Below are 19,617 nucleotides of genomic sequence, written 5' to 3' on the forward strand. Positions count from 1 at the left end.
AATTACATGGCACCCAAAACGATGACGGTGGTAGTCGACGGCAAAGAGATTCAGCGGCCCGTGGCCGAGGTCATTCACGCCCATTTTCTGGATGGCAGCAGGCATGTGATTGGACTCAGACCTGAAACCAAACCGGGCGAGGTGGTTCTAAGTGCTGTGGATGGTCCGCCGATCATCATCTTCTGCAACAAGCCGGACACCTGATGTATCGAATACCTGAAGGTCCGCCAAGCGCGGGCCTTTCTACGTTCCCCAACCCCGCCCCGTGGCGGGTTTTTTTATGCCCAAAGCGAGGAGATATCAGCAATGGCTGAGGCACAAACCAATAGCGGTTCCAAGCTCTACATCTGCGCCACGCCGAAGAACGAGGATCTGACCCAGACCCAGTTCGCGGCGCTGACCTGGGTGCAGGTCAAGAAGGTCGGAAGCGTCGGCGAGCGCGGTCTGACCACCAACATCGTCACCTACGACACGTGGGACACCGCTGTCGCACTGAAGGGCAAGGGCATCTCGAATGCCGGCGACCCCGAGGTCGAGGTGGCGCGCGTGTTGGACGATCCGGGACAGGTCGCCATGCGTGCCGCCGGCTTGCCGTCGGTCACCGACGCCTACGCCTTCAAGGTCGAGCGCCCGTCCGGCGAAATCGAGTACCTGCGCGGCCTGGTCACCGGTCCCCGCACGCCGGGTGGTCGCAACGAAGACTTCGTGCTGCACGTCTATTCGCTCGCCCTGAACCAGGTGCCGATCGAAGTGCCGGCACCGGTCACCCCGTAACCGAACAGCGGGGGGTAGGGCGGCCGCCTGATAAGCCGGATCTGATCCAGCCGGCTTCCCTCGCTTCCTCTCCGGATCGATCGCAAAGGATCACCCATGACCGAATTGACCACCATCGTTGCCGCCGAGCGCGTCATCGATATCAAGCATCCCGCCACCGAGGCTCCTGTGGGCCTGCGCATCACGCTGCTGCCCGATACCCACCCGAAGGTCCGCGAGGCCAGCCGCAAGGCGCTGGATGACCGCCTGATGGGCAAGGGCAAGATCACCGCGTCGAAGATGGAGCAGGGCCGCACCGACATGCTCGTCGCGTCTGTGGGCGGCTGGGAGTGGAAGGGGGATCTCACCTTCCACGGCAGCAAGCCGGATCTGACCGACGAATCGTTGCGCAAGGTGCTGAAGGAGCTCCCATGGATCAGCGATCAGCTGGAGGTGGAGCTGGGCAACCGCGCGGAGTTTTTTCGCAGTCCTGAAGGCGAGGATCTCTGACGCCACCTATCTCACCGTCCGGTACGACATGCCGGACGCCAATGGCGAGACGCGGCGGCAGCGCAATGCCCGATTCGAAGAACCGGCCCCTGACGTCGATCTGCCAGAAGAAGCCACCCACGTGTGGGACTGGTTCTGGTTGATCTCAGGCCGGCGCCGATCCGGCCCTGAGGCGCTGTCCTACGCCGAACTCGACGCGTGGCAGCGACTGCTGCTGCGCGATGTGCTCCCCGAAGAGGTGGAGATGCTCATGGCGATGGACGACGCCTACCTGCGTGCCGTGCGCGAAGAACAAGCAGCGGCGCGCGAGCGACCGCCCGAACCTGGCAACACCTGGAGCTGATTGATGGATATCGCCGAACTTGGCTACAAGGTCGATTCGACCGGGCTGGTGGCAGGCACCAATGCGCTCGACCAGAACGCCGCCGCTGCCGACAAGGCCAGTGGATCAGCAGATCGGCTGGAGCGTTACTTCCAGTCGATGTCCCGCTCGATCGACCGCTCAGCCGTCGCGCTGGGTGACCGCTTGGGCGGTGCGCTTGAACGCATCGGTGTCGGTACCGGTACGGTCATCACCGAGCTGCAGGCGATGAACCGCGCGCAGGCGGAAATCGTCTCGGCGCTGGCGGCCATGGAAGGCCGGCTCTCCGGTGCAACATCGGGACTGAAGGCCTACAGCGCGGCGGGCAAGAGTGCTGCTGCCGATGCAACCGCGTCTGCTGCAGCGTCTGAGAAGCTGGAGCAGCAGCTGGCGCAGCAGGAGGCGCGCTACCGCAGCGTCGCGCAGCAGGCGATGGCCTACGCAGAGGCAGGCCGCACGTCGAACCTGTCGGATCGTGCACTGGCGGAAGCTGCGCGCGATGCGGCGGCAGGCATTGATGTGAAGGCCGCAGCCATGTCGCGCGCCGGCACCGAGCAGGAACGCATGGTGGCGCGTGCGCGTGCGCTGCAGGAGGCCGAGGCACGCACCGCCAACCAGGCGCGCGCAGCGGCGGAGGCGGCGCAGGCGCAGGAGATCAACCTGAAGCGCCTGCTCGCGCAGATCGATCCCACCGTTGCCGGTTTGAACCGGCTGGCCGAGATGGAGGAGCGACTGGAGCGTGCCGGCGACCTGGGGCTGATCAAGCCGCAGGTGATGCAGCAATACCAGGCGCAGATCGAGGCGAGCCGGCAGGCGCTGCTGAAGTCCAAGAACACTACCGAGCAGTACGGCATGACTGCGCGCCAGACGGCCGCGGCGATGCGCATGATCCCGGCGCAGATGACGGACATCGTCACCAGCGTGGTCGCTGGCCAGCCGATCTGGATGGTGGCGATCCAGCAGGGTGGACAGCTGAAGGACCAGCTCGGCGGCATCGGCCCGGCTGCGAAGGCCGTGTCCTCGTATGTGCTGGGCATGGTCAATCCGATGACATTGTCGGCTGCTGCCGCAGTCGCGTTGGCGGTGGCGCTGAAGCAGAGCCAGGACGAGCTGTTCGACTTCCAGAAGAACCTGATCCTCACCGGCCGCAATGCGGATATCAGCGGTGGCCAGTTCCGCGGCTTGGTTTCGGATCTGGACAAGCTGGCAGGTGTGACGCGCGGCGGCGCTGTGGATGCGCTGACAGCCGTCGCTGCTTCCGGCCAGTTTGCCGGCAAGCAGTTCTTGATGGTCGCCGAGGCGGCTGCCCGCATGGAGTCTTCCACCGGCCAAGCCAGCAGCAAGACCGTCGAGGCGTTCCAGCGCATCGCGCGTGATCCGGTAGATGCATTGGTGGAGCTCAATAGGCAGGAAGGCTTCCTCACCGCGGCGCAGCTGCTGCGTATCCGCACACTGCAGGAGGAGGGCCACGAGCAGCAGGCTGTTGCTGAAGCGCTGCAGATCTACTACGAGCGGTCGATCAATGTCGCCAATCAGGCCGAGGCAGCAATGCCGAGCCTGGTGAAGTGGTGGCGAGATGTGAAGGACGAGGTCGGCGGTGCGTGGGGCGAGGTGATGACCTTCAGCACTGAGCTGGAAAGGCTCGGCGGAAAGCTCAAGAACTTGCTTCCCGCATCTGGCCTGCAGTTCGACATGATCGCCACGCTCGCGTCGCCAAAGGCTCAGATGCAGCGTTTGAACTCTCTGATCGGCGGCAGCCGCATGCCCACGCCGGTTTTCGAGGTGGAGGTAAATGGTGGCAAAGCGATTGAAGATCTGGCGAAGGTCTACAAGGAGCAGGATGTTGCGGCCAAAGCAGCATCGGAAGCACTCACCACGCGGCTTGCCGGGCTTGACCGTGAATCGGCCAAGCTGGCCGCCCGCAACAAGATCATCGAGCTTTACAACAAGCTGGAAGGCGCGCGCGACGCGAAGGGGAACCCTGATTCGCGGTTGTCCGACGGATCGATGCAACGCCTCATCGCGCAATCCAACGCGCAGATCGACAAGCAGTTCAACCAGCGGGAGGGCGTCGGCAGAAAGGACACTTCGTTCGCCACGCTGATCAATCAGATCAACCAGCAGACTGCGGCGATAGATGCTCAGGCGTTGTCGACGGACAAGCTGACTGCAGCAGAGAAGTTTGCCGAAAGGACACGGGCCGGGGATACGTATCAGAAGGCCACAAGGGCCGAAAAGGATCTGGTCGACGCGAAGCTTGCCCACTTGGTGACGCAGGAGAAGATCAACGACGAATCGCTACGCACTCAGCGCGAGCTGGCAGCGCAGGCCGCTCTCACCGAGCGACTTAAACAGCTTGAGAAGCAGCGACAGGAGCAATCCAATGTCGATCTCATGGGCATCGGCCGCGGCGCCGACGCTACGCAAATGCTGCAGCGTCAGTTGGAGATTCAGCGCGAGTACTTGCGCGAGCGGGAGAAGCTCGAAAAGGCACAGCTGGACAAGAACACCGCGCTGAGTCCCGGTGCATACAACGCACAGGTGGCGGAGCTGGAGGGAAGTCTTTCGCGTTCGCTGGACATCGAGCGGGACTACCAGCAACAGCGAATGGATTTGCTGGGCGACTGGCGAACAGGTTTCACGCGCGTGTGGGACGACTACGTTTTCGCCGCAGCCAACGCATCTGAGCAAGCTGGCTCGCTTCTTGTGAACGGCCTTAGCGCCGGCGAAGACGCGTTCGTCCGGTTGGCGCAAACCGGAAAGCTCTCTTTCAGCAGCCTGATCGATTCGATGATCGCTGACTTGGCGCGCTACGCGTTCAAGCAGCAGGCGGTCGGTCTGATCGGTGCGTTTATGGGTGGTGGAGTTGGTGCCGCCGGATCTGCTGCAGTCACTGGCGGCACGCAGTCGATCACGAGCAGCCTGGGCGAGTCGCTGGTCGGTGGCGTCAGCTTTGGCGGTGGCCGCGCCAACGGCGGCCCAGTCGCACCGGGCTCGCTATACGAAGTGGGCGAAGGCGGCGATCCGGAGCTGTTCCAGCAGGGTGGCCGCAGCTACCTGATTCCTGGCAACCGCGGACAGGTGGTTCCGGCCGCGCCGATGGCTTCGGGCAGCGGCAGTTCCGCCAGCTCCGAAACAAAGATCGAAATCAATAACTACGGAGGTGCTCAGGTGCTGGCACGTGAGCAGAGATCAACGATGCCCGACGGCACCGAGTTGAGGAAATTCATCATCGACGTGGTCGCCGGCGACACGGCGAGCGGCGGACGCACGGCCGGCGCGACAAAGAGCCGCTTTGACGTGCGGGAGCGACGCTGATGGCCACCTTCCCAGCGGGAGTGCGACTGCTCGCGGGGGATCTCGGCGAAGAACCGGATCCTTCGGTGCAGCGCACGGAGATGGAACGCGGGCCAGCCAAGCAAGCAATCATCAACACGCGCGTCATGGTGGAGCTGCCGGTCACCATGGTGTTCCTGACTGCCGAATCGATGGTCGCGTTTGACGATTTCTACTTTGACGAAATCGGCCGCGTCGGTTACTTCGACATGGTGCACCCGCGCACGCGGCAGCAGATATCGGCGCGCTTCAAGGGTGGCGCGATCGGCCGATTGCAGGCCGCCAACTCCGCGTTCACCCAGGGCACGCGGCAGGCTGTTCTGGAGTACCGGCGATGAGCAACTTCCTTGAACGCCGGCAGCGCGTCACGGACCCTGATGGGCCGCTTGAGCTGCTGGAGATGACGGCGCCGTCGTTCGGTGCGGTTCTGCGCATCGCCAACGACACGCAGGATTGGGTGAGCAACGGAAACACCTACGTCGGGTATCCGTTCCGCTTCACGCCGCCAGCTGACCAGGCCGGCCAAACGCCACGCGCACAGCTCGAAGTGGACAACGTGGGGCGCGGGATCACGGATGACCTGGAGCGCATGCAGCCTAACGAAATGGTGATGTGCCGTGTCCTGATCACGGACCGTGTGCAACCCGACGTGATTGCTCGGCGGTTCTACCTGCCGCTAACACAGGTGCGCGCTGCCGGCCCGCTGATCACCGCGCAGATCGGCGTGGATTTCTTCATGCGCCAGCAGGCAGTGAAGCTCCGCGCCAATCCACACACGCTGCCGGGGATTTTCTGATGCGCATCAGCGAGGTTGAGCGTTTCCTCAACATCCCCTACGACGCCGACACCTACGACTGCGCAGACCTGGTGGTGCAGGTGCAGCGGGAGCTGTTCGGCCGGGTGGTGCAGATGCCGGCGCGGCGCCCGCGCGGTGCTGCTGGCCAGGCAGCCCTGGGCGAGCTGTCCCGGGCTTACGCCGTGCCCACCGATAAGCCGGTCGACGGCGATCTGGTGCTGATGTTCGACAAAGGCCAGAGCCGGCCCGGACACGTCGGCATCTTCTTCTACCTAGCCCACGAGGGCTGGGTGCTTCACACAACCAGCGCGCTCGGCAGCAGCTGGCTGCATCGGGCACGCGAGCTGCCGGATTACGGCGCACGCATTGAGGGGTATTACACATGGGTCTGATGACCACGCCTGCGAGCAACGGCCAGCTGGTGCTGACGCCGCACCCGGTCACGCTGGAAGGGCAGCGCCACATCGCGATGGATCTGCAGCCGGGCGAGCGCCTGTGCGATTTCCTGCATCGGCACGTGATCGATCTGGACCAAGGCGACTGGTCGGTGTCGATCGGTGGGCGCGTCGTGCCGCGGCATCTGTGGGCCTACGTCTATCCGAAGGATGGTCAGGTCATTGAGGTGCGCGGCGCCGTCGGCAGGAATGCGCTGTACATCGTGGCCATGGCCGCGTTGATCTACTTCACTGGCGGCGCTGGCGCGACGTGGGCGGCAGGGCTGGGCACCACCGGTGCGGCGGTTGCGTACACGGCAGCCTTTGTAGCTGGTTCGATCCTGATCAATAAAACGCTCGGTCCGAAGGTGGAGAGCCCTGCGGGGCCGAGCACGGCGGGCACCGTCTACAGCTTGGGTGCGCCGCGCAACCGTCTGCGCCCGTATGAGCCGGTGGGTCTGCTTTTCGGCCGCATGCCGATCGCCCCCGACTTTGCCAGCAAGCCTTACACCTTCTACGAGGGCGACAACCAATTCGTCGGCATGGTGCTCACGCCGGGCATCGGCGTGGGCCGCGTAGGCGTGTTCTCTAACGCCAACACGCCTCTGTCCAGCTACGAGGGAGTGAGCATCTATCACTCCGGCTACAGCCAGATGCCGGATGAGACCATTCCGCTCTACAGCAACGTGGACACCACCGACGGCGGCGAGCTGCCGGATACGGCCGATTTCGTCACCCGCACCACCAGCGCCGACACCGTGCGCATCCAGATCAACCTGGAATACGTGCTGGGCGGTGTGGGCACGTCGGGCAAGGCCTACAACGTCTCCGAAACCGTGCAGGTGCAGTACGCGCCTGCGGGCACAGGGATCTGGACCACGCTGGCCACGCAGACGTTCACTGGCGACAAGCTGGACGTCAGCAAGCGGGCGACCGTGTCCGCAGATGTGCCCAAGGGGCAGTACGACGTGCGCGTGCGCATCTTGGGGCAGGGAAACTACGAGGGTGACAACACCCAGCGCAACGACTTCCAATGGTCGACGATGGGCAGCGTGCAGGCCGACGCTGCCACCTACGCCGGCTTGGCGCGCACCGGGATCCTGCTGAAGGCCACCGGCCAGATCAACGGGCAGCCCGATGAACTGCGCGCCGAGCACATCGCCGCGCCGATCCCGGTGTGGCGAAATGGCAGCTGGGTAACGGAGGAGACGAGCAACCCGGGCGCCCACATCCTCAAGTACGTCCGCGGCTATTACGACCAGAACGGCAAGCTCATCGCCGGCATGGGAAAGAGCGACGAAGAGATCGACATCGAGTCGCTGCAGGGCTTTATGGGTCACTGCGAGGCGAACGGCTACACCTACGACTACTGGCTGACCGAAGAGCGCAACCACGACGAGGTACTGCAAGCGATCGCTCTGGTTGGCATGGGGCAGACCAGCTGGGCCGGAGGTCGCCTTTCGGTGGTGTGGGCAGCCGACGAGCAGCCGCTCTCGGGTGTGGTCAACATGGCCACGATGAAGAAGGGAAGCTTTGCTGTCGATTACACGCTGGCCAATGCCGCGGACGGCATCGAGTACAGCTACTTCGACAGCACGACCAAGAAGGTTGAAACCTTGCGCGTTCCTGCGCCGGGCGTGGAGACGATGATCAACCCGGCGCGTCTTACTGGTGAGGGTATCGGCCGCGAGGAGCATGCGGCGGAATTGGCCCGCTACCACTTGGGCCAAAGCCTTTTCCAGTACAAGGACATAAGTTTTGCGCTAGATACCGAGTACCTGACATTTCGACGCCTAGCAAAGGTGGCCTTGTCCCACGATGTCACGCAGTGGGGATTTGGCGGGCGGATCGTTGCAGCCGAGCGCAGCTCGCTGCTGGGCACGGTCACCCTGACGCTGGACGAGCCGGTTCCGCCGCCCGCATCGGGCAATGCGTTCATCGGCCTGCGAATTCCTGGGGAAGCGGTTTACCGCACGTTCCGTGTGCGCAGTTTCGCGGAAGCAACCGACACCATCCAGCTGGTGGAGGAGTGGCCGGATGACGCAGCGTTGCCTGGCGAAGGCTATGACGATGCTATGGTTTCAGGTGGCTGGCAGGACAATCCAGCGCACGACACCATTTGGATCTACGACTTTAAGATCACGCCAGGCTACGTCGGCCGCGTGGTCGCGATCGAGCCGGAAAGTGATCTGAAAGGGGCCGGCATCAGCGTGGTGCCTGAGTCGCCTGAGTTCTGGATCTTCGTCAAGACCGGCCAGTACATCCGGCCGGAAAATGGCTCATCGCTCGCCACTCGGCCGATCCTCAGCAACCTGGCAATCAACGAGGACCAGATCACCACCGGTGATGTCACGGCCACCGATCTGGTAGCCACCTTCGACATCTCCGGCCCGTTTGATCACGCGGTGGTGTACGCCTCGGCGTCGGACGGCAATGGCGAGCTTGTGGAAGTAGCGCAGACGCGCACCCGCACGGCGCGGTGGCGCATCCCGCGCGCCGGTACCTACACGATCAACGTGCGTCCGTTCGGCCCGGAAGGGCAGATGGGCGTGGGCGCCTCGCTGATCTTCACGACAATCGGCGCCGACGCGCCGCCGGTGAACTACGACCTATTCGACGTGGAGGAGATCTCCGGTGGCATCCGGCGCTATACCTGGGGCTTCTGGAACGACACCATCCAGTCGGCCAACCTGGCCGGTGCGGAGATCCGCTACGCCCAGGCCCCAGAGCAGGGCGCGCCGATGCCGGCGTGGGACGCCATGACGCCGGTAGGCGACAGCGGTTACCACACCGGTGCATTCGATTCGCCCATTCCGTCCTCGGGCAAATGGTTGTTCGCCATCCGCGCGCGCAACACCAACGGCACGCTGTCGGTGGCGGCCAAGTACATCACCAAGACGCTGGGCAAGAACCTGGGCGAGCTGCAGCAGGAGATGCAGCAGGCAATCGACAAGACAACCGAAGAGATCCGCAAGGGCTTCCTGGAGGCAGTCGCGCGCGATCAGGAGTTGGCCCGTCAACTGCAGACTCAGGCACAGAATTTGGCGAACCTGCAGGGGCTGGTGGACGCGCCGGAGTGGACAAACAACAAAGCATGGCCCGATGGCGCATTCGTGAAATACCAGGGTGGGCTGTTGGCGGCGAAGCAGGCGGTGCCAGCAGGAGTTGCGATCAACGACACCCGATATTGGGACTACATCGGTCAGTACGCGACGCTTGCTGAAGCAATGGGGGCAATCAGCGTATCGACCAGCCAGATCAGCAACCGCGTTCAGCAGATCAATCAGGAACTGGTCGTCCTCGCAAACGACGTGCGCGGTGTCCAAAGCTCGCTTAGTGGAAAGGCAGACGCCTCTGCAGTGCAGGCGCTGACGACGCGGCTCACACAGGCGGAGAATAGCCTGACGGCGCTGTCGCAACAGATCAGCACAGTGCAGAGCCAGATCGCGGGCAAGGCGGATGCATCAGCCCTGCAAGCACTACAGACGCAGGTCACCCAAGTCGGGAATGAGGTGACATCGCAAGGAACTGCGATCACCGCGGTACGGTCTCAGACTGGTTCGGGAGCGAATTTCCTCAACAACGCCGCATTTGAGTCTGACACCAGCGGTTGGAGCGTCTACTACAACCAGGACGGTGGGGCGACATCGCTGACGCGCGTTCTTCCGGGTACCTGGGTGCCGGGTGGCTGCTACGCCCTCGAGATTCAACGGTCCCCGAATCCGAACCTCTACGGCGACTTCGTCGTCCAGTCGGCAGGAATGTCCGCTGAGCCGGGCAAGCGCTACTGCGCCTCGTCGTATGGCGGGCGCCAGCGCTGTGCTGGCGAGGTCGGCATTGCCTTCTACAACGCCGACGACCAGATGCTAGAAAGCCAGTTCTCCGAATCTTTCAATGCTGCTGGCGGCAACACGCTGAGTGCATACGATCGAAGAGGTGTGTTTCGCACGGCGCCAACTGGGACGGTGCGTGTACGCATGTTGATTCGCATGCGGGCACCCTACGACAACAGCAGCCAGTTCGGCCCGGTTATGTGGATCGTCAAGCCAGCGATCAACGAGGTTGCGGCGGCGACGACGGTCATCCCACCGTGGGCACCGTCGGCGACAGCGATCGACTTCAAGTACGCCAGCGCGACCCAGTCATTGCAGACACGCGTCACCATCGCCGAGAACGGGGTCGCGAGCTACCAGGCTTCCTACACGTGGGCGCTGGACGTGAACGGCAAAGTCATCGGCATGCGCTCGGTAAACAACGGAGTGATCGGCAAGATCACCTTCTCTGCAGACGTGGTGGAAATCATCGGCGCCACGCCTGGCGGCGGTCGCAATGAGTTCGTCGGCGGGAAGTTCTACGCCTATGCGCCCAACGGCCGCCGTGTGGTGGCACTCGGGTACGGAGTCACATGACCAATGTCCTGATCATCAACGACGCCGACACCGGCGTCGTGCTGTTGCAGATCACCGATCAAGCCGACTCGGATCTGCTGACGCAGCACATGGGAGCCATTGCGATCGCCAGCGGTAGCAATGGCTCCGTGCCGGTACCGGTCACAGGGAGCGCCAACCAGCTGTACTACTGGTTCATCGCAGACACGGGGGCCGGAAATAGCCTGCTTCCTTATTTCAGTGACGACGGCAACACCATCAGCTGGGTGTCGCCTTCTGCAACGTTGACGGCACGCGCAGGCGGCACCCTGTTTTACGGGAGGTTCTAATGGCCTATGCAATCTTCGAGGCCGGCCCCAACCGCGTTGTCATCTCTGAAACCTGGAAGAACTTGGCGCTGGCGTCGAAGCAGACGATCACGCCCACAGGCAGCGGCGTGCTGAAGACATGGAGCCTCAACGTCGCCGGCACCAATCCTGCCCTCGCGTTTCTGGGGGAGAGCAACGCCGTGCTCGCTACGCGCACCCAGAGCGGAAACAGTTTCACGTTCACCGGCTTCACCACCAGCGGCAGCTTTACCGCCTACGTTTTCGACGAGCCGAACTTCGGACGCCGGGATTACTTGGTGATCACCAATCCGGATACCGATCAGGTGCATTTCGACGCCACGCTGAAGTACATGAAGGTGCGGGCGCTGCTGCAGGGCAATGCCAACCAAGGGGGATCGATCACGCTGCCCGAAGGTCGCACCTATGCCGCGCTGGCAGGCTCCACCGGCAACATCATGCTGGCCATCGGCGGCCTGATCGGCGGCGGCCCGCAGTGGCAGGTGCAGGTGCTTTGGCGCAAGGGCGTGGTCAACATCAACGGCAACGTCGCATCTATCTCTGCTATCGATACCGCGCAGGATCTGCGTACCGGCACCGACCGAAATCCGCAACCGCCCCCTGGTAATTACGGCCAGGCCTGGGTGCGCGCTCCCATCCTCGACGTTACAGGCTACTGACATGCTCATCAGCGAAAACCAAACCTTCGGCACGCAGACCAGAATCGTGTCGCCGCGCATCGAGATCCGCTGGAACCCGGCCACCAACGACGGGCCGGTCGAGTTCCACCTCGAGCAGATGACCACCAAGCCTCACCCCGATGGCTGGACGCAGACGCTGGAGCGATTCTTCCTGCGCGTGCTCACGGTGCAGATCAGCGATCTGATCGGCCGCAGTTACGAGATCACTGCGCCCTCGAGGACCGAGACTGACTCAGCGACCGGCGCGGTCGTGGAGGTGGCGGGCGAGACTGTCACCGAACCCGGTGTGCATCTGCTGCTGGGCATCAAGGCAGCAACCCGCGCCGCCTATGATGCGAACGTGGTGACACCGGACCCGGATGCGGACCCGCTCGCGCAGCAGATCACGATCATCTGGAACCCGATCAACGACACCGGCACCGTGACGTTCCAGGTCGAGGATCGCGGCGCCGCCCTCGGCGTGCTGGCGGCGCCCATCGCTGACCTGATCGCGCCGACCTACGCCATCCGATATCCCGGCGCGGAGGCGACGCAGGAACTGGCCGGCTGGAAACTCCAGGCGCTGATCAAGGCTGCAACGGACAGTGCGATAGCAGCCAGTCTCGTGACAGTCGAACGGATCGCAGCGTAACGAGCGCGTCGGCGAAAGCCGTACGAGTTCAGCAACGAATCTTGTTGATCCTCACTGCCGGCGCGATACTTGCGTCCCACCCGGCCCATGGACATCCCGGTGCGATCTCGTCCGCACCCAACGGATAGATTCCGGCCGGCGCGAGGTAGAACTCTTTGAAAAATTTGCCCTTGTATGCTGTTGCCTATGTGAGCGAGGTCCGCCGACCGATGTCCGTCGCTGAGATCGATCGCCTGTTGGTCTCGGCCAGCGCACGCAATGGGCAACTGGGGGTCACTGGCGTGCTGTTGCATGATGGCCTGCGCTTCTTCCAGTACATCGAAGGAGCACCGGCAAATGTGCGGGAAATTTACGACCGCATCAAGCTATCGAGTCGGCACGACCTGATTGCAGAGGTGTACAACGGCCCGATCACGGAGCGCCATTTCCCTGGTTGGCAAATGGCCTGTCGCAAAGTGGAGATTGGCTCAATCGTTCAAATTAGCGCTCAGCGCTGGGACCGGACACGGATCGCTCTAGCGGCTGCGGGCACCAAGCCGGAAGCAATAAGGCAGCTGCTTGCCTTCTGGGATGAGAGTTAGGCAGCGCAGGCGACATAGTCAGGCCGCTACCTAAGCATCGGAGATGCTTCTACGCGCCGCACGCCGGTGCGGTCCTGAAACTTGATGCTCCAGGGGGTTATCAGGTAGCCGGGCCGGCGGTAATAGATGGCCGGGATGTGGTCCTCGCCCGCGTCCTTCGCGATGCCGTTGACCAGCACATAGGGCGCGGAGGTCTTCGGCACCTCGCACCACTCCTTTCGCCCGTCGGTTTTGAGCGCCAGGGTGTAGGGCCCGGCGCCCTGGATCTGGCCGCACACGATGGTTCGGGAAGTCACCGAGGCTGCGCGGGCGCGCGGCGCGATGCGGGTGACGAATGCATCCAGCGTCTCGCCGGCGGTGGACGTTTCCTCATACAGCTGGGCGGTGCGGGCGAACTGGCTGGCTTCGCCGGCAGCGGCGGGGATGGCGACGCTAATAAGCGCCGCGGCGGCGGTGATCAGCAGTGCGTGCATTACGTTCTCCGAATGTGCTGCGCCGGTCACTGCCGGCGGCGCGAGGTCATCTCGGCGCAAGGCCAAGATGCATGGCCAGCACAAGCAAAAAAACGTTCATTTGAGCTATGCCTGCACGCCGCGCGCGGTCGGAAAAATCCGACGCGGCTGTGGGGACCATGCCGATATGGTGAATCCCATATCGCTGCCAATCTTCAGTTGCCGGACCCGGGACCGCTGGTCGCTCAACCCGGGAGCGCCTGAGCAGCGCCAAGCCGGCACTCTAGACGTAGCCTTGAAGGTCGTCGTGTGTGAGCACGCCCAGACGATGCCCCCAGGACGCGACCAGCTCGACAATCACCGTTGCCTCGGCGGGGAACGCATACAGCAGCTCCGCTTCGAACTGGTTGAGCACTTCCAGCGGCTCGGAAGCGCACGCCAGCCGCTGCTGCAGCTGTTCGAAGAGGCTGGGGGTGGTGGTGTCCATGCGCGCAGTCTACGGCCACCTGTCTCACGCCCTGAGACGGCCGTGCCGATACTGCGGGCATGGACAGAGCCCAACTCCGGACCCATCTCGAAAATCTCGATGCCGCGGTGCCGGCGCTGTTGAAGAGCAGCCCCGACCGCTGTCACTTCTGGCAGGCCTTCGCCGGCATGGCGGACGTCATTGAGGACGGCGCCATCACGGGCGAGGATGCCCAATTCGTCTCCCGGCGGCTCGATGAGATCTTGGCCTGGCATGGCCTCCAAGATCCCGACCGCGACTATTGAGAGGCGGCCATGTGTTACTCCGCGCTGATACGAGCCGAGTTCAAAGAGTTCCAGCGGGCGTTCGGCGCCGTGATGGACATCGACACCTACGTGAAAACCTTCTGGTGGGGCGAGGGCGCCCAGGCGCGGCGGATCAAGGCGCCCCGTGCGATGGTGCGCGAGCTGCTGGAGATCGGCCCGCCCGAGCTGCAAGAGAACCTTCGCGCAGCGGATGCGGCAGAGGCTGACACGCTCACCCGTGAGATCTTCGACCAGAAGCGCCGTGTCGGCGATGCCGAGCGGGCGCTTCAGCTCAAGGAAACGAAGAAGGCGCGCGAGGACGTGCGCATCGGCACGAACAAGATCCAGCAGGCCCAGCGGCGCCTCGACACGCTCAAGGGCACGCGCGGCCAGGACGACAGCCGGATATTCCCAGGCGTCTATTGCCCTGTGCTGGTTGTCGAGAACGGCCAGCGTTTCGTCAAGCCGATGCGATACCAGTGCCGCCCGGCCGGCGCGCCGGCGGTGTACGACCGGAAATTCCCCGGTACCTACAACGCCCGCCGCGACAACCTGGAAGGGTTCTGGCGCCGGCAGTTCGGCTACAGCCATGGGCTCATGGTGGCCGACCGGTTCTACGAGAACGTCGAAGGCCCAGACGGGCAGAACCAGCGCATCGAGTTCGTGCCGCGCACCGGCGAGCCGATGCTGGTGGCGTGCCTCTGGTCGCACTGGCGCGATCCCGCAGGCGTCGAACCCGACCTGTTGTCGTTCGCCGCGATCACCGACGAGCCGGAGCCCGAGGTCGCCGCCGCCGGCCATGACCGGACGATCATCAACATTAAGCCCGAGCACGTCGACGCCTGGCTCAATCCGGATCCGAGCAACCTGGGTGCTCTGTACGCCATCTTCGACGACAAGCGGCACCCGTTCTACGAGCACCGGCTAGCAGCATGACCAGCAGCAGCCACAACCAGGATAGATAGCCATGCCATCACGATCTGCACATCGCGCCGCGCTTCAGCGATCTAAGGAACCGGGCGTCATTGCTCCCGAAGGTGTGACGCTACCGCCTCTCCCTCCCAACATGAACTGGCACAACCCCGTCGTCGGCGGGGACGTTGATCGAGGCGAATGGTGCCTTTTGCGTGTCGGTGCAGGAGGGGCAGATGTCCTGGCAAGGGTTCGGCGTAATGGGGAAACTGAGGCAGTTGTGTCGCTGACGATCGCCGGAAGCCCAGTAATACCGCCGCCTGTGACGCTGCCAATCGCTCAGGCTTTCGAAGTGGCGGCCGAGTTCGCGCGGACCTTCCCCAGGTGATAGGGCGCCGCTCCATGATCCCCTCGACCGGCTAGAAATCGTTCCGCAACTACGGCGCCCCCCTTGTCGCGTAAGGCATGCAGAGCACTGAATTGCTGGTCATTGCGGAACGCAAAATCGGCCAAAGTGCTTGTCGTGTCTACTTCTCGGGTCGGATTCAAAATCCGCCGCCCTTAAAAGCGTGTGGGTTCGAGTCCCACCTTCGGCACCAGGATGTAGCGGTACAAGCAAAGCCCTTCTGGCGACGGTCAGAGGGGCTTTTCTTTTGTGCGCTCGATAATCGTCGGAACCTGCGAATGTTGGCGGCTGTTGCCTCGTCGCGCCGAGCAGCATTGCGGTCAGAAACAGAGCGATTTGTCGTCGACGTGGTGCAGCAGTTGGTGCGGCATCGTCACCTTTCTTCGCCGTATTGCGGCGTGTTCCATTGCCGCGCATCGATGATGCGTGGTCGCTGAAAATTCCGGCGAGATGAGCGTGGATTGCCGCCAGGCGCCTGCAGGCACGCAACCATCACGCGCGATGCGTACCTTGGAAAGCTCTTTTCAAGCAGGTGGCCTCCCATGGATTTCGATTCTTCGCAGCAACTGCGCATCTTGCGCAACATCCATGACACCACGCCGGTTGCCGACGAAGAGGCCAACTGGGCAGTGCGTGCCGGCTATGCAACACAGGCCGAAGATGGCGACATCGATCTCACTCACGAAGGCCGCAAGGCGCTGGATGTCGGCCAGACCTGATCCGTCGTTGTGCGGATTTGTTCGACTCGCAAGCAAGTTAAGTGTGCCGTCGAGTGAGCGCGTTCCATAGTCGATCCGCGCATGTTTGGATGCAGTGGCGCGATGCGCGCGTATCGTGCCGCCACCGACTGCATGCGGTGGAGCAGGGCGCCCTAAGTTAGATGCAAAAAAAAGCCCCGGCAGTGCCGAGGCTTTCAGATGATTGGCGTCCCCACGGGGATTCGAACCCCGGTGTCCACCGTGAAAGGGTGGTGTCCTAGGCCTCTAGACGATGGGGACGCGTATCAAAACCTGGTTGTAGATTCCAGACGGCCTATGTCCGGAATTTGGTGGAGCCAGGCGGGATCGAACCGCCGACCTCCTGCATGCCATGCAGGCGCTCTCCCAGCTGAGCTATGGCCCCACGATGCTGCGAGCCGGCAATCATAGCGACATCGATGACACTTGGGAAGTGGTGTGTGCAAAAAAGTTTGCTCGACCGATTCGCCAGTAGCGGGAGTAGCGTGGCGCGTGCCTTCGCGAGCATCGATGAGTGCGCGCGTCGCAGACTGATCGACCTAGATGTCGTCTGCACGCACGAGTGTCTGATTGCCTAAGGTGTGGCGATGCAGTGGCCATGGCAGCTTTTGCACTTCGGTCATGTGCAACAGTCTGCACACAACATTCGATCTGCATCGCAACATCCTGCGTTTGCTTGCGCCCCCATCTGCGTAGCCGTGATGGCAACCGCAGCAGGTGAGGTGCAAAGCTTCAGGTCGCACCTTGCTGATGCGGAGCAGTTGCACCATCGATATCGACAGATTACACGCCACGCTACGAGCACCGCATGCAGATAACCGCGCACGCAATCGATGCTGAAAAACACGCAAAAAAAAGCCCCGGCAGTGCCGTAATGCTGTTCACTTAAGCGGAGCAGCCTTCCGATCTACCGGATAGCGGGTCTTCGAGATCTTCACCGTCCTTGGCCGGGTAGGCCTTGGACGGTGATCGAGGAACAGGCTCGCGATGCCTGAGCGAAGCTGGGATAAGCGTCTTCCTGTGGCGGAAGCTGGATTGGCTGCGGCCATCACGATGAGTTGCACTGCGATGTACTGGCAAACCGGTTTGAATCGGATGTCCGAAGGCGTTTTGCCAAACGCCTCCGCTGCCTGACCGGCTTCACGTCGAATGATGTTGTAAGCCAGCAGCAACCCCCAGACCTCCTGGTACACCAAGTCGATCTTCTTGCTACGTAAGGTCGTCGCGTTGTGCTGCATCGAGCTTTTGATGTCGCGCAAACTCAGTTCGATTTCCCATCGCTCCTGGTAAAGCAGTGCGACAGACTTGGTGCTGTAAGTGGTGACAGGCAACGAGGTCAGCACCGACTTTCTCTTCCCCTGATGCAGATAGCTCACTTCACGTACGTCCCAGTGCGTGGGAAGCGCTGGATTGCGTTTTCTGGCCTGCGGCGAGACACGCATGCGCAGTAACCGATCATCAGTGCCATAACGCGTGATTTCCTCAGCCACCAGGCCTTTGCGTGCTGGTGTCAGCCAGTGGCGTGCAGTGCCAGTGTTGGCTAGCGAAAGCAACAGATCAGCGCTCCAGAATCCTTTGTCGAACAAGGTGACCGAATGGTCGGGAATGGAGTGTAGAAACGGCTCGCTCAAGCGAATTTCGCTGCGCCGGTACGGACTGAGCTGGGCATTGAGCAAGACATGCGAGCGTACGTTCATCAGTGCAACCAATCGCAGCATGGGAAATGGTGTCTGACGGTCCGTGCTGGTATTACCGGAACCAAAATGTTCGCGCAGTTCTTCAGTGTCTGGCGTCCGCAGCAGCGCGCCATCCACGGCAAAGACCTGCAATCCCTGCCATTCATCGCCTTTGTAGCGTTCGCATCCCCACTGCGCCCCAGTCGTTGCAAACAGGTGGTGGACCGGGTCGGCGCCCAGTCGCGCGCGCGCCTGACTGACACCGCTGCGAGCCAACAGATCTTCTGAGGCCAGCCCTTGTGCGCAGATGTTCAAACGACGTGCGACCTCGTGCACCGGTTCGTCACGGAACAACGCCATGCCCAGGACAAGCCACAACACCTGATCACTGGGAAGACGCCGACGCCGGATGCTGGCCTTGGAAGACAGTTCCAGCGCGCTGGCCACCCACTCCACCGGAATATTCTGCGTAAACGTGCTCAGGTCGGAGAAGTTGAACAGATCGCCAAGGTCGAACAGCTGCTGTTGAAGGGACACAAAAAATCCGATACCAGAGGTCTGATACCAGATTTTCGGTAACTCAATTGCTTAAGTGAACAGCATTACCGGCAGTGCCGGGGCTTTCAGATGATTGGCGTCCCCACGGGGATTCGAACCCCGGTGTCCACCGTGAAAGGGTGGTGTCCTAGGCCTCTAGACGATGGGGACGCGTATCAAAACCTGAGTTGTCACCCTGACGGCCTAAGTCAGGAGTGGTGGAGCCAGGCGGGATCGAACCGCCGACCTCCTGCATGCCATGCAGGCGCTCTCCCAGCTGAGCTATGGCCCCACGAAACTGAGAACGAAATGATAGCGGCCTGTTAATGTCCGCGCAAGTGCTTTTTCATTTCGCATGAGACGCAGCGTGCGCGGGCACGCTGTGCGTCTGCAAGTCAGTTGACGCCGTGCAGGTCGCGCAGCTGCGTCTGCCGTGCTCCGAAGTAGGCGGCCAGGTCGGCAATGTCCTGATCGCTCAACGCGGTGGCCTGCGCCGTCATCAACGGGTGCTGGCGATCGCCGCTGCGGTAGGCCTGCAAGGCGTGCGCAAGATAATCGCCGTACTGGCCGCCGAGCTTGGGATAGCTGGGGTCGATGGGGGCGTTGCCGTCGGCGCCGTGGCAATCGATGCAGCTCTGGCCGGTGGCCTTGCCTTTCGCGTGCGCCAGTTTGTCGCCGGCGTCGGCGCGCCCGGCCGGCAGGCCGGCAGACGAGCCGGAGCCATGTTCGCCGCTGGCGTGGCCGGCATCGCCGGCGGAATGATCGGTGGACTCAACCTGGGATTGGGAGCAGGCCGCCAACATCAGGGCAGCGACCAGGGCGATGGCTAGACGCGGAGCGTGCAGGGCGTTCGGCATGTGGGCGCTTATTTGAGGGTGGACAGGTAGGCGGAGATATCGGCGATGTCCTGCTCGGAAAAGCTCTGCGCCTGCGCTTGCATGGTGGGATGCTTGCGTTTGCCCTGGCGGTACTCGGTCAGCGCCTGGGTCAGATACTGGCTGGACTGGCCGCCGATCTTGGGCACGCGATAACTGGGATAGGCATTCTTGTAGCCGGTGACGCCGTGGCAGCCCTGGCAGGTATAGGCCAGCAAGCGGCCGTTGGACGGATTGCCGGTGGGCGCTGCGGGTGTGGCCACTGCCGCGGCGGGCGCAGGCGTGGCGGGTGCGGCTGGCGTGACTGACGGTGTCGCTGATGCGCCCCCAAACGGCAGGAAGACGACCAGAGCGAGACAAGCGGCGAGCGGCTGCGGGCGCATGGTTTCGTATCCGGAAGACTGATTGAACGTCCGCACGTGGGGGCGTGGCGG

General features: G+C 62.8%; 21 protein-coding genes and 5 tRNA genes. 17 read left to right on the plus strand and 9 right to left on the minus strand.

Going from position 1 to position 19,617, the window contains the following annotated elements; translation table 11 throughout:
- The first annotated feature begins 6 nt into the window (after positions 1-6).
- The 13 genes from XARJCFBP2528_RS04850 (at position 7) to XARJCFBP2528_RS04910 (ending at position 12,817) form a co-directional block, all read left to right on the plus strand.
- Positions 7-204 (plus strand): hypothetical protein, encoded by a 198-nt coding sequence (locus XARJCFBP2528_RS04850; protein ID WP_047124395.1) that lies wholly within the window; start codon positions 7-9, stop codon positions 202-204.
- Positions 205-306: 102 nt separating this feature from the next.
- Positions 307-774, plus strand: a complete 468-nt coding sequence (locus XARJCFBP2528_RS04855) for a hypothetical protein (RefSeq protein WP_047124396.1) — start codon at positions 307-309, stop codon at positions 772-774.
- 96 nt (positions 775-870) lie between these two features.
- Positions 871-1,263, plus strand: a complete 393-nt coding sequence (locus XARJCFBP2528_RS04860; RefSeq protein ID WP_047124397.1) for a hypothetical protein — start codon at positions 871-873, stop codon at positions 1,261-1,263.
- Positions 1,264-1,291: 28 nt separating this feature from the next.
- Positions 1,292-1,606 carry a phage tail assembly chaperone gene (locus tag XARJCFBP2528_RS04865; RefSeq protein WP_047124398.1) on the plus strand — a complete coding sequence of 105 codons (315 nt, stop codon included), beginning with the start codon at positions 1,292-1,294 and terminating at the stop codon, positions 1,604-1,606.
- A 3-nt stretch (positions 1,607-1,609) separates the two neighbouring features.
- Complete coding sequence (locus XARJCFBP2528_RS04870; protein WP_053051709.1) at positions 1,610-4,942, plus strand: phage tail length tape measure family protein; 3,333 nt, start codon at positions 1,610-1,612, stop codon at positions 4,940-4,942.
- Positions 4,942-5,298, plus strand: a complete 357-nt coding sequence (locus XARJCFBP2528_RS04875; protein WP_047124400.1) for a hypothetical protein — start codon at positions 4,942-4,944, stop codon at positions 5,296-5,298. The genes XARJCFBP2528_RS04870 and XARJCFBP2528_RS04875 overlap by 1 nt, the downstream gene beginning before the upstream one ends.
- Positions 5,295-5,756, plus strand: a complete 462-nt coding sequence (locus tag XARJCFBP2528_RS04880) for a DUF1833 family protein (protein WP_047124401.1) — start codon at positions 5,295-5,297, stop codon at positions 5,754-5,756. The genes XARJCFBP2528_RS04875 and XARJCFBP2528_RS04880 overlap by 4 nt, the downstream gene beginning before the upstream one ends.
- Complete coding sequence (locus XARJCFBP2528_RS04885; protein WP_047124402.1) at positions 5,756-6,148, plus strand: NlpC/P60 family protein; 393 nt, start codon at positions 5,756-5,758, stop codon at positions 6,146-6,148. Before XARJCFBP2528_RS04880 ends, XARJCFBP2528_RS04885 begins: the two co-directional genes overlap by 1 nt.
- On the plus strand, positions 6,139-10,599 hold the full coding sequence (gene gpJ, locus XARJCFBP2528_RS04890) for a TipJ family phage tail tip protein (protein ID WP_047124403.1): 4,461 nt from the start codon (positions 6,139-6,141) through the stop codon (positions 10,597-10,599). The genes XARJCFBP2528_RS04885 and gpJ overlap by 10 nt, the downstream gene beginning before the upstream one ends.
- Positions 10,596-10,907, plus strand: coding sequence for a hypothetical protein (locus tag XARJCFBP2528_RS04895; protein WP_047124404.1), 312 nt, complete (start codon positions 10,596-10,598; stop codon positions 10,905-10,907). The genes gpJ and XARJCFBP2528_RS04895 overlap by 4 nt, the downstream gene beginning before the upstream one ends.
- A complete protein-coding gene (locus XARJCFBP2528_RS04900) occupies positions 10,907-11,584 on the plus strand; it encodes a hypothetical protein (RefSeq protein ID WP_047124405.1) in 678 nt (225 codons plus the stop codon). Before XARJCFBP2528_RS04895 ends, XARJCFBP2528_RS04900 begins: the two co-directional genes overlap by 1 nt.
- A 1-nt stretch (position 11,585) precedes the next feature.
- A complete protein-coding gene (locus XARJCFBP2528_RS04905) occupies positions 11,586-12,236 on the plus strand; it encodes a hypothetical protein (protein WP_047124406.1) in 651 nt (216 codons plus the stop codon).
- Positions 12,237-12,391: 155 nt separating this feature from the next.
- Positions 12,392-12,817: a BLUF domain-containing protein gene (locus XARJCFBP2528_RS04910; RefSeq protein ID WP_052767990.1), complete on the plus strand. Its 426-nt coding sequence runs from the start codon at positions 12,392-12,394 to the stop codon at positions 12,815-12,817.
- Between the two features lie 26 nt (positions 12,818-12,843).
- On the opposite strand, the gene XARJCFBP2528_RS04915 is transcribed toward XARJCFBP2528_RS04910, so the two are convergent.
- Positions 12,844-13,290, minus strand: coding sequence for a hypothetical protein (locus tag XARJCFBP2528_RS04915; RefSeq protein WP_047124408.1), 447 nt, complete (start codon positions 13,288-13,290; stop codon positions 12,844-12,846).
- 262 nt (positions 13,291-13,552) lie between these two features.
- Positions 13,553-13,756, minus strand: coding sequence for a hypothetical protein (locus tag XARJCFBP2528_RS04920; protein WP_047124409.1), 204 nt, complete (start codon positions 13,754-13,756; stop codon positions 13,553-13,555).
- Between the two features lie 59 nt (positions 13,757-13,815).
- Here XARJCFBP2528_RS04920 and XARJCFBP2528_RS04925 point away from each other — a divergent pair, with 59 nt between their 5' ends.
- From XARJCFBP2528_RS04925 to XARJCFBP2528_RS23815, 4 genes are all read left to right on the plus strand, one after another.
- Positions 13,816-14,040 carry a hypothetical protein gene (locus XARJCFBP2528_RS04925; protein ID WP_047124410.1) on the plus strand — a complete coding sequence of 75 codons (225 nt, stop codon included), beginning with the start codon at positions 13,816-13,818 and terminating at the stop codon, positions 14,038-14,040.
- A gap of 9 nt (positions 14,041-14,049) precedes the next feature.
- Positions 14,050-14,976 carry an SOS response-associated peptidase family protein gene (locus XARJCFBP2528_RS04930; RefSeq protein WP_047124411.1) on the plus strand — a complete coding sequence of 309 codons (927 nt, stop codon included), beginning with the start codon at positions 14,050-14,052 and terminating at the stop codon, positions 14,974-14,976.
- Positions 14,977-15,460: 484 nt separating this feature from the next.
- Positions 15,461-15,551: transfer RNA gene (locus XARJCFBP2528_RS23230), tRNA-Leu, on the plus strand.
- A gap of 349 nt (positions 15,552-15,900) precedes the next feature.
- Positions 15,901-16,077: a hypothetical protein gene (locus XARJCFBP2528_RS23815; protein ID WP_016904778.1), complete on the plus strand. Its 177-nt coding sequence runs from the start codon at positions 15,901-15,903 to the stop codon at positions 16,075-16,077.
- A gap of 203 nt (positions 16,078-16,280) precedes the next feature.
- Here the strand turns inward: XARJCFBP2528_RS23815 and XARJCFBP2528_RS04940 are convergent.
- The 7 genes from XARJCFBP2528_RS04940 to XARJCFBP2528_RS04970 form a co-directional block, all read right to left on the minus strand.
- Positions 16,281-16,356, minus strand: a tRNA-Glu gene (locus XARJCFBP2528_RS04940).
- A gap of 48 nt (positions 16,357-16,404) precedes the next feature.
- Positions 16,405-16,480: transfer RNA gene (locus XARJCFBP2528_RS04945), tRNA-Ala, on the minus strand.
- 496 nt (positions 16,481-16,976) lie between these two features.
- On the minus strand, positions 16,977-18,308 hold the full coding sequence (locus XARJCFBP2528_RS04950) for an IS4 family transposase (RefSeq protein ID WP_080959819.1): 1,332 nt from the start codon (positions 18,306-18,308) through the stop codon (positions 16,977-16,979).
- Between the two features lie 95 nt (positions 18,309-18,403).
- Positions 18,404-18,479, minus strand: a tRNA-Glu gene (locus tag XARJCFBP2528_RS04955).
- Between the two features lie 45 nt (positions 18,480-18,524).
- A tRNA-Ala gene (locus XARJCFBP2528_RS04960) sits at positions 18,525-18,600 on the minus strand.
- A gap of 103 nt (positions 18,601-18,703) precedes the next feature.
- Positions 18,704-19,165: a c-type cytochrome gene (locus XARJCFBP2528_RS04965; RefSeq protein ID WP_026064881.1), complete on the minus strand. Its 462-nt coding sequence runs from the start codon at positions 19,163-19,165 to the stop codon at positions 18,704-18,706.
- A gap of 8 nt (positions 19,166-19,173) precedes the next feature.
- Entirely contained in the window at positions 19,174-19,566 is a 393-nt protein-coding gene (locus tag XARJCFBP2528_RS04970) for a c-type cytochrome (protein ID WP_046342823.1), read from the minus strand.
- Positions 19,567-19,617 lie beyond the last annotated feature (51 nt).

Origin of the sequence: Xanthomonas arboricola pv. juglandis, assembly GCF_001013475.1 — a bacterium.
Classification (GTDB): Bacteria; Pseudomonadota; Gammaproteobacteria; order Xanthomonadales; family Xanthomonadaceae; genus Xanthomonas; species Xanthomonas arboricola.

Coding starts and splice junctions, on each gene's coding strand:
- XARJCFBP2528_RS04850 (WP_047124395.1), top strand. CDS start 7: ATGGCACCCAAAACGATGACGGTGGTAGTCGACGGCAAAGAGATTCAG.
- XARJCFBP2528_RS04855 (WP_047124396.1), top strand. CDS start 307: ATGGCTGAGGCACAAACCAATAGCGGTTCCAAGCTCTACATCTGCGCC.
- XARJCFBP2528_RS04860 (WP_047124397.1), top strand. CDS start 871: ATGACCGAATTGACCACCATCGTTGCCGCCGAGCGCGTCATCGATATC.
- XARJCFBP2528_RS04865 (WP_047124398.1), top strand. CDS start 1,292: ATGCCGGACGCCAATGGCGAGACGCGGCGGCAGCGCAATGCCCGATTC.
- XARJCFBP2528_RS04870 (WP_053051709.1), top strand. CDS start 1,610: ATGGATATCGCCGAACTTGGCTACAAGGTCGATTCGACCGGGCTGGTG.
- XARJCFBP2528_RS04875 (WP_047124400.1), top strand. CDS start 4,942: ATGGCCACCTTCCCAGCGGGAGTGCGACTGCTCGCGGGGGATCTCGGC.
- XARJCFBP2528_RS04880 (WP_047124401.1), top strand. CDS start 5,295: ATGAGCAACTTCCTTGAACGCCGGCAGCGCGTCACGGACCCTGATGGG.
- XARJCFBP2528_RS04885 (WP_047124402.1), top strand. CDS start 5,756: ATGCGCATCAGCGAGGTTGAGCGTTTCCTCAACATCCCCTACGACGCC.
- gpJ (WP_047124403.1), top strand. CDS start 6,139: ATGGGTCTGATGACCACGCCTGCGAGCAACGGCCAGCTGGTGCTGACG.
- XARJCFBP2528_RS04895 (WP_047124404.1), top strand. CDS start 10,596: ATGACCAATGTCCTGATCATCAACGACGCCGACACCGGCGTCGTGCTG.
- XARJCFBP2528_RS04900 (WP_047124405.1), top strand. CDS start 10,907: ATGGCCTATGCAATCTTCGAGGCCGGCCCCAACCGCGTTGTCATCTCT.
- XARJCFBP2528_RS04905 (WP_047124406.1), top strand. CDS start 11,586: ATGCTCATCAGCGAAAACCAAACCTTCGGCACGCAGACCAGAATCGTG.
- XARJCFBP2528_RS04915 (WP_047124408.1), bottom strand. CDS start 13,290: ATGCACGCACTGCTGATCACCGCCGCCGCGGCGCTTATTAGCGTCGCC.
- XARJCFBP2528_RS04920 (WP_047124409.1), bottom strand. CDS start 13,756: ATGGACACCACCACCCCCAGCCTCTTCGAACAGCTGCAGCAGCGGCTG.
- XARJCFBP2528_RS04925 (WP_047124410.1), top strand. CDS start 13,816: ATGGACAGAGCCCAACTCCGGACCCATCTCGAAAATCTCGATGCCGCG.
- XARJCFBP2528_RS04930 (WP_047124411.1), top strand. CDS start 14,050: ATGTGTTACTCCGCGCTGATACGAGCCGAGTTCAAAGAGTTCCAGCGG.
- XARJCFBP2528_RS23815 (WP_016904778.1), top strand. CDS start 15,901: ATGGATTTCGATTCTTCGCAGCAACTGCGCATCTTGCGCAACATCCAT.
- XARJCFBP2528_RS04965 (WP_026064881.1), bottom strand. CDS start 19,165: ATGCCGAACGCCCTGCACGCTCCGCGTCTAGCCATCGCCCTGGTCGCT.
- XARJCFBP2528_RS04970 (WP_046342823.1), bottom strand. CDS start 19,566: ATGCGCCCGCAGCCGCTCGCCGCTTGTCTCGCTCTGGTCGTCTTCCTG.